This is a genomic window from Rhodococcus sp. NPDC057529, from assembly GCF_042802055.1.
GTDB lineage: Bacteria > Actinomycetota > Actinomycetes > Mycobacteriales > Mycobacteriaceae > Rhodococcus_F.
On the sequence record NZ_JBHVEY010000001.1, the window covers coordinates 449,143 to 463,641 of the forward strand.

Genomic DNA, 14,499 nt, shown 5'->3' on the forward strand with positions numbered 1-14,499 from the left:
GGGCGGCCTAGATTCGCTCGATGATGGTGCCGGTGGCGAGCGCGCCGCCGGCGCACATCGTGATCAGGGCCGTCGACCCGTCGGTGCGTTCGAGTTCGTGCAGCGCCGTGGTGATGAGCCGGGACCCGGTGCTGCCCACGGGATGTCCGAGCGCCAGTGCGCCGCCGTTGACGTTCACCCTGTCCATGTCGGGCTCGTGCACCGACGCCCACGACAGCAGCACCGAGGCGAAGGCCTCGTTCACCTCGAACAGGTCGAGGTCGCCGATCTTCATGCCGCTCCGTTCGAGGACGCGTGCCGTGGCCTGGACGGGTCCGTCGAGGTGGAATTCGGGTTCGGAGCCGACGAGCGCCTGGGAGATGATGCGGGCCCGCGGTTTCAGGCCGAGGGCGCGCGCCCGGGCCTCGTCCATCAGCATGACGGCGGCGGCGCCGTCGGAGATCTGGGAGGAGGTGCCTGCCGTGTGGATGCCGCCCTCGAGGACGGGCTTCAGCTTGGCGAGTGACTCCGCGGTGGTGTCGCGCAGACCCTGATCGCGCGTCACGACCCGCGTCTCACCGGTGGGGTTGCCGTCCTTGTCGACGACGGGCGCCGTCACCTGCAGCACCTCCCGGTCGAAACGTCCCTCGTCCCACGCCTGCTTGGCGCGGGCCTGCGAACGCACTCCGAGGGCTTCGACGTCGGTGCGGGTGATGCCGCGGCGGCGGGCGATGCGCTCGGCGGCCTCGAACTGATTGGGCATGTCGATGTCCCAGTCGGCGGGTCTGCGTGGTCCGGCGTTCTCCCCGACGTTCGCCCCGAGCGGCACCTGGCTCATGGCCTCGATGCCGCAGGCGATTCCGACGTCGATCGCGTCCGTGGCGATCAGGCCTGCGATCAGATGGTTGGCCTGCTGCGCGGAGCCGCACTGGCAGTCGATCGTGGTGGCGCCGACCTGCCAGGGCAGTCCGGCGTGCAGCCACGCGGTCCGGGTGATGTTGTTCGATTGCGCACCGGCCTGGGTGACGCAACCACCGATCACCTGCTCCACCAGTTCGGGGTCGATGCCGGAGCGGTCGAGGATGCCCCGCTGAGCGGCGCCGAGGATTTCGGCGGCGTGCAATCCGGACAGCCAGCCACCGCGCTTTCCGATGGGGGTGCGAACTGCCTCGACGATGACGGGTGTGCCCACGGCGGGCTCCTTTCCTTGTTCTCAGAAAATAGAACAGGTTCTGCTATCCGGGCAAGGTCTGAATGAGCTTTCCTTTGCTAGTCGCCCGGCTTGTGCTTCAATGCTAGTAGAACGTGTTCCACATCACTGAGTGGTGTATGGCTTAGGGCAGGAGACAGCAGTGGCGCAGCCCAATCTTCCAGAGGGTTTCGACTTCACCGACCCGGACATCTACGCAGAACGCATCCCCTACCAGGAGTTCGCCGAACTGCGGAAGACTGCGCCGATCTGGTGGAACCCGCAGCCGCCGGAGATCGGTGGCTTCCACGACGACGGCTACTGGGTCGTCAGCAAGCTCGAAGACGTCAAGGAGGTGTCGCGGCGCAGCGACGTCTTCTCCACCCACGAGAACACCGCGATCGTGCGCTTCGCCGACGACATTCCGCGCGAGAACATCGAGATGCAGCGCTTCATCCTCATCAACAAGGACGCGCCCGAGCACACCAAGCTGCGCAAACTCGTCTCCCGCGGTTTCACGCCCCGCGCGATCAACAGTCTGCGCGAAGAACTCACCGAGCGCGCCGAGAAGATCGTGAAAGAGGCCGCCGAATCGGGAGCCGGCGACTTCGTCACCCAGGTGGCGTGTGAGCTTCCGCTGCAGGCGATCGCCGAGTTGCTCGGCGTGCCGCAGGAAGATCGGCTGAAGGTGTTCGACTGGTCGAACCAGATGACGGGCTACGACGACCCCGAACTGGACATCGACCCGCAGGCCGCGTCGATGGAAATCCTCGGCTACGCGTATCAGATGGCGGACGAGCGCAAGAAGTGCCCCGCCGACGACATCGTGACGACGCTGATCGAAGCGGACATCGATGGAAATGAGCTCTCTCCGGAGGAATTCGGCTTCTTCGTGATCCTGCTGGCGGTCGCGGGCAACGAGACCACCCGCAATGCCATCACACACGGCATGATGGCCTTCCTCGACCATCCCGATCAGTGGGAGCTCTACAAGAAGGAGCGCCCCAAGACGGCGGCCGACGAGATCGTCCGGTGGGCGACGCCGGTCAACTCGTTCCAGCGCACCGCTCTCGAGGACACCGAGCTCGGCGGCGTGCAGATCAAGAAGGGTCAGCGGGTCGTAATGCTGTACGGTTCCGCGAATTTCGACGAGGACGCCTTCGAGAATCCGGAGAAGTTCGACATCCTGCGGGAGAACAACCCGCACGTCGGCTTCGGCGGCACGGGCGCGCACTTCTGCCTCGGAGCCAACCTCGCCCGCCTCGAAATCGATTTGATCTTCAATGCGATTGCGGATCACCTGCCCGATATCAGTAAGCTGGGAGATCCGCGGCGGTTGCGCTCGGGCTGGCTCAACGGTATCAAGGAGTTTCAGGTCGATTACAAGACTGCGTCAGGCGGTTGCCCGGTCAGACACTGACCCCCTGATTCAGCGGCGTCGGAGGGCACCCTCATCCTCTCCGACGCCGCTGTTCCCTTTCTGTCCGAGGAGGGTGCGAGGAGGTCATGACTGTGCGGTCCGTCGTCCACGACTCGGATGCTGGTTTCTCGGCGCCGGGAGACCCGCGTGTCACCGCCGCCCTCGGCGCGTTCCTTCGCCGCCTGGACGACGCGCCCCGACTGCTCGGGTTCGGCGAGCCCATGCACGGGGCGGAGAGTTTTCTGCTGCTCCGCAATCAGATGTTCCGGTACCTCGTCGAACACGAGGGCTACCGTTCCATCGCGATCGAAAGCAGTTGCCTGAACGGGATACTCGTCGACTCCTTCGTGAGGGGCGCCAGCGGCCCGCCGTTCGACGACGTCATGGAACACGGTTTCAGCCACGGCTTCGGTGAGTCCCGGGCCAACCACGACCTGATCCGATGGATGGCCGACTACAACAGCCGACGCGAACCCGAGGAGCACGTGCGGTTCTTCGGTTTCGACGGCCCCATCGAGATGACGTCCGCCGACAGTCCCCGGCAGGCCCTGATCTTCCTCGATACCTACCTGCGGTCCCACCTCGACGCGAGGGATCTGCCCTGCACTCCGGAGCGGATCTCCGCGCTGATCGGCGACGACGACCGCTGGAGCGACCCGGCCGTCGCCATGGACCCGACCCGATCCGTCGGTGCCACCGCCGAGGCCGGACAGTTGCGTCTGATCGCCGACGACCTGATGACGCTGCTGGCGTCGGAGGCGCCCCGCCTCGTCGCTGCGGGCACGCGAGACGACTGGTGGGAGGCCGAACTGCACGGCCGTGTCGCCGCCCGCCTGCTCAGCTATCACGCGGGGATGGCAGAGAACTCCCCACGCCGCATCACGAGGCTCCTCGGAATCCGCGACACCCTCATGGCGGACAACCTGTCCGCGCTGGTGCGACGGGAGGCCGATCGGGGCCCGACGTTCGTGTTCGCCCACAACGGCCACCTGCTGAAGGGGGAGACCCACTGGGATCTCGCCGGAATGCACCTGCGCTGGTGGTGCGCCGGCGCCCACCTGGACCTGCGATTCGGCGGCGCGTACACCGTCATCGGGTCCGCGGTCGGCGAGGCGCCCGGTCACGGCATCGGACAGCCGCCACCGGGCACCCTCGAGGATCTGCTCTTCGCGGTCGGCGAGAGTTGTCTCGTGCCTGCCGGGACGGTGGCGGACGCCGTCCGCGGGGCGGAGAAGCGCGCCGACCCGTCGGGCAACTCCACGTACTTCCCGCTCGACCCCGCGTGCCTCGGCGAACTCGACGCCGTCCTCTTCGTCCGGCACCTCGACGAGGCCGTCGGGTGATCCGAATCCTCAGGCCTTGCGCAGTGTCTTCATCGCCCGTTCGACTTCCCAGAAGGCCCGCAGCGACGTGATCTTGCCTTCGTCGTTCACGCGGTAGACGAACACGCCCTCGGCGTCGATCTGCGATCCCGCCACCGTGGACCGGATGGTCCCGATGTTCACGTTCTCGTTGCCGCACACCAGTGAATCGGTGATGAGGAATTCGAGCGATTCGGTGGTCGCGATCGTCATGTCGTAGAACCGGGAGATCGCGTCGAGGCCGTGGTGGCCCTTGCCTTCGGGGTCGAAACCCGAAGGGCCGACGGGATCTTCGACGCACGCGTCCTCGGCGAACAGGGCCAGCCATTCCTCTTTGCGCCTGCCGCTGGCGGCCGCGCGGGACGCCTGCCCAGCGAGGCGGGCGGGATGGTCGGTCGTCGTCATGTCCACACTCCTATCCGATGTACTGATCGGCGAATTTGCGCAGCGACTCCTGCTTGGCGTCCAGGGGTCCGTCGAAGCCGATGCCGTCGAACACCCACGGGACGACGATCGTGTCGGTCACTCCGGCGTCCGCGAGTTCGGCGTAGCCGTCCTTGCCGAAACGGTCGATACAGACGGTCTGGATCTCGTACGGCAGTTCGGCCCGGCCGTACTCCTGCCGCAGTTCCCGCAGTCGCGCGATGACCTGCACGAGATCGTCGAACTTGATCATCGCCGACGTCCAGCCGTCGCCGACCCGGGCCGCGCGGCGTAGGGCCACGTCGGTGTGTCCGCCGACGTAGAACGGCACCGGTTTCGTCGGGGCCGGGCTCATCTGGAGGCGGTCGAAGTCGTAGAACTCACCGTGATATTCGACCATCCCGCCGCCGAGGATCAGCTTGATGACGTCGATCATCTCGTCGACGCGCGCGCCGCGTTTCGCGTACGGCACTCCGCACCACTCGAATTCCTCTGGTGCCCAGCCGATCCCGACGCCGAAACCGAATCGGTTGCCGATCAGGTTGGCCACCGATCCCACCTGGCGGGCCAGGAGCACCGGATTGCGGGACCCCAGCTTGAGGACCTGCGTGTAGAACTCGATCGTCGACGTCACCGCGCCCATGGCGGCCGCCGCGATCAGCGGATCCACCCACGGCGTCTCCTCGGTCCACATCCGGGAGCCGTCCGGTGTGTACGGGTAGTCGGCGCTCTGCTTCTCCATGAAGAACAGCGAGTCGGGGAGTGCGATGGACGAGAAACCGCACTCCTCGGCTGTTTTCGCGAGAGCCGGCAACTGATCGAGGGGATTCATGGCGATGCCGACGGTGAATTTCACTGGTGACGTCCCTACTACTAGTTGTTCGGCCGGTCGGAACCGACCACCCACATCGAGAAGTACTGCGAACCGCCGCCGTAGGCGTGGCCGAGTGCCTTGCGCGCGTCCTTCACCTGGTGGTCGCCGGCGCGGTGCATCACCTGCATCGCCGCCTCGGCGAACCGGATCATCCCGGAGGCGCCGATCGGGTTGGACGACAGGACGCCACCCGACGCGTTGAGCGGAAGCCGCCCACCGATGGCCGTCTCGCCGGCCTCGGTGAGCTTCCAGCCCTCGCCCTCGGCGACGAAGCCCAGATTCTCGAGCCACATCGGTTCGAACCAGGAGAAGGGGACGTAGATTTCGGCGACGTCGATCTCGTCGAGCGGATCCTTGATGCCCGCGGCCTTCCACAGCGCGGCCGACGCGTCCCGGCCCGCCTGCGGATTCACTTGGTCGCGTCCGGCGAACGTGGTGGGCTCGGTGCGCATCGCGGTCGCGTGAATCCAGGCCACCTCACGTCCGTCCGCGACGACCTGCTCGGCGGCCTCCTCGTTGCCGATCACCAGCGCGCAGGCGCCGTCCGAGGACGGGCAGGTCTCGTCGTAGCGGATGGGGTCCCACAGCATCTGCGAGGCCTGCACCGATTCGAGGGTGATGTCGGGCTGCTTGAGATGGGCGTACGGGTTGAGGCTGCCGTTCAGCCGGTCCTTCACCGCCACCATCGCGCCGACGTGATCGGGTGCGCCGGACCGCCGGATGTACGAGCGGACGTGCGGGGCGAAGTACCCGCCCGCGCCCGCTCCGACCGGCATGTGGAACGGAATGGGGGTGGACAGCGCCCACATGGCGTTCGACTCGGACTGCTTCTCCCAGGCCACCGTCAGGACCCGCTTGTGCACTCCCGACTTCACGAGGCTCGCCGCCACGCAGGCGGTCGAACCGCCGACCGAACCCGCCGTGTGCACACGCAGGAGCGGTTTGCCGTTGGCGCCCAGTGCGTCCGACATCGCGAGTTCCGGCATCATCGACCCCTCGAACAGGTCGGGGGCCTTGCCGATCACGACGGCGTCGATGTCGTCCCAGCCCACCCGCGCGTCTTCCAGCGCGCGGTCGATAGCCTCGCGCACCAGCCCGGCCATGGACACGTCGTGCCGCTTCGCCACGTAATGGGTCTGACCGGTGCCCAGTACGGCGGCCAATTGATTCGCCATCAGTTGCGTCCCTCCAAGACTGCGACCAGATTCTGTTGCAGCACAGCACCACTCGTGGCGTGCGCCAGCGTGCGCCCGGCGTTGCCGTCCATGATGGCCTTGGCTGCGTAACCTATGCGTTCGAGACCCGCCGAGAACATCGGGTTCCCGCTCAGCGGGCCACCCGACGGATTGATCGTCGTCGCCTCGGACAGCCCGATCGCCTCGCGGAGAATCAGTTCCTGATGGGTGAACGGGCCGTGCAACTCGGCCACGTCGATGCCGCCGACGTCCCCGCCGGTGGCCGCCCGCGCCGACGCCGCCGTCGACGGCGAGACCGTCAGGTCACGGGCACCGAAGTTCGGGGAGTCGATCCGATGCTCGATCCCGGTGATCCACGCCGGTCGCTCGCACAGCTCGCGGGCACGGTCTCCGGCCGCGAGAACGACGGCGGCGGCGCCGTCCGTGATCGGCGCGCAGTCGTGGGCGCGCAACGGGTCCGCGACGAACGGGCGGGCGAGCAGCGCGTTGATGTCGACGTGCCCCGACAACTGAGTGTTCGGGTTGCTCTCCGCCGCCGCCCGGCTGCGGGCCGCGACGGCGGCCATCTCCTCGGCCGTCCACTTCCCGGCGTCGAGTCCGAGGCGGGCCTGCAGTCCGGCGAGCGAGACGGAGTCGAGGGCGAGAGGCGCGACCAGGTAGGGGTCGAGTTGCATGGACAGGACCTTGCGGAGGTTGCCGGCCGAGGACTTCCCGAACCCGTACACCAGGGCCGTGTCGACCTCGCCGGTCATGATCTTGATCCAGGCCTCGTAGAACGCCCAGGCGGCGTCCATCTCCACGTGCGACTCGTTGATCGGCGGTACCGCGCCGATCGAGTCGACCGCGGAGATGAACGAGAACGCACGGCCGGCCAGGTAGTCCGAAGATCCCGAACACCAGAAACCGATGTCGGACTTGGTGATCCCGAGATCCTCGTACAGTTGCTGGAAGCAGGGAACCAGCATCTCGACGCCGTTGGTGGTGCCGGTGGTCTCACGCACGTGGGGTGCGTGCGCGAACCCGACGACTGCGATATCTGTCATTGTGCCGCGCCCTCACAGGTGGTGTTTGTAGGTGTCGTACTCGGCGTCGGGCTCACCCGTCGGCCTGAAGTACTCGATGTTCTCGAGCGTGTAGCCCCACTCCTCGCGGGGCTTCCACTTGGCCTCCACGCGCATGCCCATCCGCACGTCGGCGGCGTCGCAGTCGAGGATCAGATGCAGGAACGCGATGTCCGCGCCGTCGAGCAGCACGTACGCGGCGACGTACGGCGGCGTGATCCGCTGCCCGAGGAACGGGACGTTCACGATGCAGAACGTCGTGACGATGCCCCGGTCCGGCAGTTCCACCTGCTCCTTCGTCGGGATGCCGTCGGTCGGGTTGGCGCTGCGGGGCGGGATGTACACCTTGCCGCCCGGCCCGGTGCGGCCACCGATCAGCTTGCCCTCCTTCAACCCTCGGAGGTAGAAGCTCTCCTCGGCGGAGGCGGAATGCATGTAGTCGAGATCGATGGGGGTGGTGACCATCGTGACCGCGTCCGACTCCTGAGACGGTTCGGGTTCGCCGGCCGACTCCCCGGGTTCGAAGCACACGATGTCCTGGATCCGGCCGACGCGGTCCTGCGCCCACCGCGCCCGCACCCGCATGCCGGTGCTCATTCCGGCGGGGGAGGTGACGTCCACGGCATGCACCAGCGACGTGTCGGCGCCGTCCAGCGTGATCAGGGCCCACGCGAAGGGAGTGGTGAGAGGTTGCCCGGCAATGGGTTCCGGCATCCACGTCCAGCTCACCACCGTCCCGGCGTCGGACACCCCGACGAAGTCGGTGAGGGGTTCGGCGGTGTCGGGGTCGAATTCGGGCGGTGGGACGTAGACGCGTCCGTCCGAGCCGCGGGCGCCGATGACCTTGCCGTCGCGCAGCGCGGTCACGAAGGCGCCGACGGTCGGGCCCACCGATCGGGTGTAGTCGAATTGAAGTTTCAGCGGGGCGCTCAACGGTTCGTTCGAGAATTTTTCGGCCACCGCGCTCTTTCCCATGCTCACAACTTCGAGTAGAACAGGTTCTAATGTTTGTGGCAAGGGTCACTTCTGACGACGGTCGATGCGGAGGCACACGATGAAGCTCGGGTTGCAACTCGGATACTGGGGCGCACAGCCGCCCACCAACGCCCCGGAGTTGATCGCCGCCGCCGAAGCCGAAGGATTCGACGCCGTCTTCGCCGCCGAATCCTGGGGATCCGACGCCTTCACCCCTCTCGCCTGGTGGGGATCGAGCACCGATCGCGTCCGGCTCGGCACGTCCGTCGTGCAGATCTCCGCGCGCACACCCACCAGCACCGCCATGCACGCCCTCACCCTCGACCACCTCAGCGGCGGCCGCGCCATCCTCGGCCTCGGCGTCTCCGGGCCGCAGGTCGTCGAAGGCTGGTACGGGCAGCCGTTCACCAAACCGCTCGCCCGCACCCGCGAATACGTCTCCATCGTCCGCAAGGTGCTGTCGCGGCAGGAACCCGTCACCAGCGACGGCCCACACTTCCCCCTGCCCTACACCGGACCCGGCAGCACCGGACTCGGGAAACCGCTCAAACCCATCACCCACCCCCTCCGCGCCGACATCCCCATCTGGCTCGGCGCCGAAGGCCCCAAGAACGTCGCGCTCACCGCCGAGATCGCCGACGGCTGGCTCGCCATCTACTACTCACCCCGCCTCGCCCCCATGTACAACGAATGGCTCGACGAAGGCTTCGCCCGCCCCGGCGCCCGACGCACCCGCGAAGACTTCGAAGTCGCGGCCACCTGCCATGTGATCGTCACCGACGACCGCGCCGCCGCCATCGCCGGCCTCAAACCGATCACCGCCCTCTACGTCGGCGGCATGGGCGCCCCCGAACTCAACTTCCACGCGCAGGTCTACACCCGCACGGGCTACGGCGAACAGGTCGACGAAATCGGGCGCCTCTTCCGCGCCGGCCGCAAGGACGAAGCCGCCGCCGTCGTCCCCGACGAGATGGTCACCGAAACCATGATCATCGGCAACGTCGACGAAGTCCGCGCCGACGTCAAACGCTGGGCCGACGCCGGCGTCACCATGCTCCTCGTCTCCTGCCGCGACGCCGACCACGTCCGCGAACTCTCCGCCGCGGTCCTGGGCTGACCCTGCCCGCCCCGGCTGCCCCCTCCGGGTCTTGGTCTTCGGACGAACGGGACGCTCGTTGCGTCAGATCGAACGAGCGTCCCGTTCGTTCGAGCCGGGTAGGTGAAGTTATCCACAGGCACGCAGATTCGGCCTGTCGTGTCGCACCCTCCGCTGGCAGCATGAGGTGATGCGACGGGGGATTTGGGGACAGCGGCCGGAGTTGCTCGATCAGGTGGGGGTGGCCGGCGTCGTCCGGGCGTCGGAACTCGAACGCCTCGGATTGGCGCGATCGACGATCTCGGCGCGCTGTCGGTCCGGCGGACCGTGGCAACGGCTGCTGCCGGGGATCGTGCTCCTCCAGAACGGGCAGCCGTCGTTCCAGCACAGGGTGTTGGCGGCGCTACTGTTCTGCGGCCGGAACTCACTCGTCACGGGACGTTCCGCTCTGCGGTGTCACGGATTCGGGAGCTACTCCGGTGACGTGGATGTACTCGTCGCGGTCGATCGTCGGGTGCAGTCCACGGGTTTCGTCAAGGTCGAACGCACGTCGCGTATGCCCGAGGCCGAGTTGCGCGGAGATGTCGCCTGCGCGCCGTTGCCGAGAGCCCTGCTCGACGCCGCACGCAGGTGCACGACCGTCGACGCGGCGCGCGCGACGATCGCGGAAGTCGTCCAGCGCGGAGCGGTCACGGCGGATGAACTCGCCGTCGAACTCGACGCCGGAAGTGGTCGTGGATCAGCCATCCCGCGAATTGTTCTGCAGGAAATGAAGGCCGATGTGCACTCGGTCGCCGAGGCCCACGCGCGCCGGCTGTGGCTGCGCAGTGGCCTTCCCGAGATGGTGTTCAACAGGAAGATCGTCGACATCGACGGACGGTTCATCGCGATGCCGGACGGTTGGATCGACGAGGTCGCGCTCGCGTGGGACATCGACTCGCTCGATTGGCACCTCGCACCTCGGCAGTACAAGCACACCGTCGAGCGGCGGACACGCATGCAGAACGCCGGCATCATCGTGCTACCGACCTTGCCGAGCGCTGTCCGCGACCAGCCTGAGCAGGTCGTCGCCGACCTGAGGGCTCACTTCGAACTCGCTGCGTCGCGTCCCCGGCCGAGCGTTCGGATGTTGTCCTAGCCGCCCCGCCTGCGGGACGAACGGGACGCTCGTTCGATCTAACGCAACGAGCGTCCCGTTCGTCCGGAAGGGGGGCGGGGCGGGCTCGGCGAGGGGGAGGGGTCAGCGGCCCTCGAACTTCGGCGCCCGTTTCTCGGAGAAGGCGCGGGGGCCTTCCTTCGCGTCGGCGCTCGTGAAGACCTCGGTGCCGAGGGCGGCGTCGATCCGGAAGGCCTCTTCCTCGTGCATGCCTTCGGTGTCGCGGATGGTCTTGAGGATCGCCTGGACGGCGAGGGGGCCGTTGGCGGAGATGAGGTCGGCGAGTTCGAGGGCCTTGTCGAGGGCCTGGCCGTCGGGGACGACGTGCCCGATGAGGCCGATCTCCTTGGCCTCGGGGGCCTTGATGTGACGTCCGGTGAGCAGGATGTCGGCTGCGACGGTGTACGGGATCTGCCGGACGAGGCGCACCGCGGAGCCGCCGAGGGGGAACAGACCCCATTTTGCTTCGGACACACCGAATTTGGCGCTCTCGCCGGCGACGCGGATGTCGGTGCCCTGCAGGATCTCGGTGCCGCCGGCGATGGCGGGACCCTCGACCGCGGCGATGAGGGGTTTGGTGAGGCGTCGTCCCTTCAGTAGCGCCTCGATCTTGGACAGGTCCCAGTCGCCGCCGGAGAACGAGTCGCCGGGGTGCTGAGACGTCATGGCCTTGAGGTCGGCGCCCGCGCAGAATGCGCCGCCTGCGCCGGTGAGGATGGCGACCCGGATGTCCGGGTCGGAGTCGACCTGATCCCACGCGTCCCGCATGATCGCCATCATTTCGCCGGACAGCGCGTTCTTCGCCTCGGGGCGGTTCATCGTGACGATCAGGACGTGCCCGCGTTTCTCGACGAGGCAGTGCGGCGACTGTGCCGAAATGTCGGATTTCTCGGTCGTTGTAGAGGACACTGAAGTCTCCCGAAGGGTGTGTGAGCTGGCTCTCAAATTGGGTCTTGCCAGAAACGGTAACACGTTCTACTTTGTTGACGTGGCCCTTAATATCGCAGACCTCGTAGAGCACGCAATCGACCTCGTTCCGGACCGCGTCGCGTTGGTGTCCGACGACCGGGAAGTGACGTACGCGCAGATGGAGGAGAGGGCCAATCGCCTCGGCCACTACCTGCGTGAACAAGGTGTCCGGCCCGGTGACAAGGTGGGCATCTACTGCCGCAACACCATCGAGGCCATCGAGGCCATGGTGGCGGTCTTCAAGATCCGTGCGGTGATGGTGAACGTCAACTACCGGTACATCGAGAACGAGTTGCAATACATCTTCGACAATTCGGACATGGTCGCGCTCGTTCACGAACGCCGGTACTCCGACAAAGTGGCGAACGTGCTCCCCGAGACGCCGCTCCTGAAGACCACCGTCGTGGTCGAGGACGGCACCGATCTCGACTACGTCGGCGTCGAGTACGAGGCGGCGCTGGCGCAGGGTTCCCCCGACCGCGATTTCGGCGAGCGCAGCAATGACGACCTGTACATGCTCTACACCGGTGGCACCACCGGAAAGCCGAAGGGCGTGATGTGGCGCCACGAGGACGTCTGGCGGGTGCTCGGCGGCGGCATCAACTTCATGACCGGTGAATACGTCGAGGACGAGTGGGATCTCGCGAAGCTGGGCGCCGAGAGCCCCGGCATGACCCGCTTCCCGATCCCGCCGATGATCCACGGCGGCAGCCAGTGGGCGGTGTTCCAGAGTCTGTTCGGCGGCGGAAAGTGCGTCATGCACCCCGAATTCGACGGCCACGACGTGTGGCGGATCGTCGACCAGCACAAGGTCAACCTGATCTTCATCACCGGTGACGCGATGGCGCGCCCGATGCTCGACGCGCTGGTGGAGGGCAACGAGGCGAGCGGCGAACCCTACGACCTGTCGTCGCTGTTCCTGATGGCGAGTTCGGCGGCGCTGTTCTCGCCCAGCATCAAGGAGAAGTACCTCGAACTGCTGCCCAACCGGATGATCACCGACTCGATCGGTTCGTCCGAGACGGGTTTCGGCGGTCTCAGCGTGGTCGCGAAGGGCGATTCGCACGGCGGCGGCCCGACGGTGAAGATCGACGCGTCCACCTCCGTCCTCGGCGAGGACGGCAACCCGGTCGAACCCGGCTCCGGCGTCGTCGGCATCCTGGCGCGCAAGGGGCACATCCCGATCGGCTACTACAAGGACGAAGAGAAGACCAAGGCCACATTCAAGGAGATCAACGGCATCCGCTACTCCATCCCCGGCGATTTCGCGCAGGTGGAGGCGGACGGCACGGTGACGATGCTGGGCCGCGGCTCGGTGTCGATCAACAGTGGCGGCGAGAAGATCTTCCCCGAGGAGGTCGAGGGCGCACTGAAGTCGCATCCCGACGTCTTCGACGCCCTCGTGGTCGGTATTCCCGACGAACGCTTCGGCCAGCGGGTGGCCGCCGTCATTCAGACACGTCGTGGGGTGCGTCCGAGCCTGCACGAGATCGCGGACGCGGCCCGCAAGGAGATCGCGGGATACAAGGTTCCGCGCAGTCTGTGGTTCGTCGACGAAATCAAGCGCTCACCGGCGGGCAAACCCGACTACCGCTGGGCCAAGGAACAAACCGAGACCCGTCCGGCCGACGACCACAACGGCAACGGTTCGCCCGAAAGTAAAGGCGCGTAAATGCACACGAGTCTGAGCGAGAAGTTCGGCATCGAGTACCCGGTCTTCGGGTTCACGCCGTCCGAACACGTGGCGGCGGCGATCTCCCGCGCCGGCGGCCTGGGCGTGCTCGGCTGCGTCCGGTTCAACGACCCCGAGGAACTCGAAGCCGTCCTGTCCTGGATGGACGAGAACACCGACGGCAAGCCGTACGGCGTCGACATCGTGATGCCCGCCAAGGTTCCCACCGAGGGCACGTCGGTGGACCTCGAGTCGCTGATCCCCGCGGAACACCGCGCGTTCGTCGACCGGACCCTGTCCGAGCTGGGGGTGCCGCCGCTGGATTCGGGTGCCGAACACGCGACCGGTGTGCTCGGCTGGCTGCACTCGGTGGCGCGGTCGCACGTCGACGTCGCCCTGAATCATCGAATTGCGTTGATCGCCAACGCCCTCGGCTCGCCGCCGAAGGACGTCATCGACCAGGCGCACGAGAAGGGTGTTCCGGTGGCCGCGCTGGCCGGCGCCGTGGAGCACGCGCGCAGGCACGTCGCGAACGGTGTCGACATCGTCATCGCGCAGGGGTACGAGGCCGGAGGACACACCGGGGAGATCGCGTCGATGGTGCTGGTACCCGAGATCGTCGATGCCATCGGTGATTCCGCCGCGGTTCTGGCTGCCGGTGGCATCGGCAGCGGACGTCAGGTCGCGGCCGCGCTGTCGCTGGGAGCGGGCGGGGTGTGGATGGGGTCGTACTGGCTCACCACCTCCGAATACAAGCTCGGCAGCGCGTCGGCCGAGGGCCCGTCCGCCATCCAGCGCGCCCTGCTCGGCGCGACATCCGCCGACACGGTGCGGTCCCGGATCTACTCGGGCAAGCCGGCGCGCCTGCTCAAGACCAAGTGGACCGACGCGTGGTCGAAGCCGGACGCGCCGGCGCCGCTGCCGATGCCGCTGCAGAATCTGCTGGTCAGCGAGGCGCATCAGCGGATCGCCGCGTCGGAGAACCCGGATGTCGTGGCGATGCCGGTGGGGCAGATCGTCGGGCGGATGAACGAGATCCGGCCGGTGGCCGACGTGATGGACGAATTGATCAAGGGCTTCGACTCGGCGGTCTCCCGCCTCGACAGTTTCCGGTAGCCCAGGTGAGTG

Annotated in this window: 13 protein-coding genes; 6 read left to right on the plus strand and 7 right to left on the minus strand. The window is 67.0% G+C overall.

The genetic code is table 11. The annotated features are described in order from the left end of the window. Window positions 1-7 precede the first annotated feature (7 nt). A complete protein-coding gene (locus ACFU5V_RS02140; protein WP_378696471.1) occupies window positions 8-1,171 on the minus strand; it encodes a steroid 3-ketoacyl-CoA thiolase in 1,164 nt (387 codons plus the stop codon). Window positions 1,172-1,331: 160 nt separating this feature from the next. Here ACFU5V_RS02140 and ACFU5V_RS02145 point away from each other — a divergent pair, with 160 nt between their 5' ends. Then, the gene (locus ACFU5V_RS02145) at window positions 1,332-2,588 is read left to right on the plus strand and encodes a cytochrome P450 (protein ID WP_378432483.1); all 1,257 of its coding nucleotides are present in this window, start codon (window positions 1,332-1,334) and stop codon (window positions 2,586-2,588) included. A gap of 86 nt (window positions 2,589-2,674) precedes the next feature. Further along, window positions 2,675-3,931, plus strand: coding sequence for an erythromycin esterase family protein (locus tag ACFU5V_RS02150; protein ID WP_378696474.1), 1,257 nt, complete (start codon window positions 2,675-2,677; stop codon window positions 3,929-3,931). 9 nt (window positions 3,932-3,940) lie between these two features. Here ACFU5V_RS02150 and ACFU5V_RS02155 read toward each other — a convergent pair whose 3' ends face one another. From ACFU5V_RS02155 to ACFU5V_RS02175, 5 genes are read right to left on the minus strand one after another with little or no spacing between them, the layout of a single operon-like run. Then, window positions 3,941-4,354 (minus strand): nuclear transport factor 2 family protein, encoded by a 414-nt coding sequence (locus tag ACFU5V_RS02155; RefSeq protein ID WP_378432480.1) that lies wholly within the window; start codon window positions 4,352-4,354, stop codon window positions 3,941-3,943. Between the two features lie 10 nt (window positions 4,355-4,364). Further along, window positions 4,365-5,228 (minus strand): TIGR03619 family F420-dependent LLM class oxidoreductase, encoded by an 864-nt coding sequence (locus ACFU5V_RS02160; protein ID WP_378432479.1) that lies wholly within the window; start codon window positions 5,226-5,228, stop codon window positions 4,365-4,367. 17 nt (window positions 5,229-5,245) lie between these two features. Further along, a complete protein-coding gene (locus ACFU5V_RS02165; RefSeq protein WP_378432477.1) occupies window positions 5,246-6,421 on the minus strand; it encodes a thiolase domain-containing protein in 1,176 nt (391 codons plus the stop codon). After that, window positions 6,421-7,485, minus strand: a complete 1,065-nt coding sequence (locus ACFU5V_RS02170) for a thiolase domain-containing protein (RefSeq protein WP_378432476.1) — start codon at window positions 7,483-7,485, stop codon at window positions 6,421-6,423. The genes ACFU5V_RS02165 and ACFU5V_RS02170 overlap by 1 nt, the downstream gene beginning before the upstream one ends. Before the next feature lie 12 nt (window positions 7,486-7,497). Beyond that, entirely contained in the window at window positions 7,498-8,478 is a 981-nt protein-coding gene (locus tag ACFU5V_RS02175) for a Zn-ribbon domain-containing OB-fold protein (RefSeq protein ID WP_378696745.1), read from the minus strand. Between the two features lie 79 nt (window positions 8,479-8,557). Between ACFU5V_RS02175 and ACFU5V_RS02180 the strand changes: the two genes are divergently transcribed. Beyond that, window positions 8,558-9,595 (plus strand): LLM class F420-dependent oxidoreductase, encoded by a 1,038-nt coding sequence (locus ACFU5V_RS02180; protein ID WP_378696476.1) that lies wholly within the window; start codon window positions 8,558-8,560, stop codon window positions 9,593-9,595. A gap of 169 nt (window positions 9,596-9,764) precedes the next feature. Further along, window positions 9,765-10,712, plus strand: a complete 948-nt coding sequence (locus ACFU5V_RS02185; protein WP_378696478.1) for a hypothetical protein — start codon at window positions 9,765-9,767, stop codon at window positions 10,710-10,712. 102 nt (window positions 10,713-10,814) lie between these two features. Here the strand turns inward: ACFU5V_RS02185 and ACFU5V_RS02190 are convergent, their stop codons facing one another. Beyond that, the gene (locus tag ACFU5V_RS02190; protein WP_378432471.1) at window positions 10,815-11,639 is read right to left on the minus strand and encodes a crotonase/enoyl-CoA hydratase family protein; all 825 of its coding nucleotides are present in this window, start codon (window positions 11,637-11,639) and stop codon (window positions 10,815-10,817) included. 79 nt (window positions 11,640-11,718) lie between these two features. On the opposite strand from ACFU5V_RS02190, the gene ACFU5V_RS02195 reads away from it, so the two are divergent. Both ACFU5V_RS02195 and ACFU5V_RS02200 read left to right on the plus strand, forming a co-directional pair. Next, window positions 11,719-13,371: an acyl-CoA synthetase gene (locus ACFU5V_RS02195; protein WP_378696747.1), complete on the plus strand. Its 1,653-nt coding sequence runs from the start codon at window positions 11,719-11,721 to the stop codon at window positions 13,369-13,371. Further along, a complete protein-coding gene (locus tag ACFU5V_RS02200) occupies window positions 13,372-14,487 on the plus strand; it encodes an NAD(P)H-dependent flavin oxidoreductase (protein ID WP_378432470.1) in 1,116 nt (371 codons plus the stop codon). It abuts the gene before it with no gap. Window positions 14,488-14,499 lie beyond the last annotated feature (12 nt).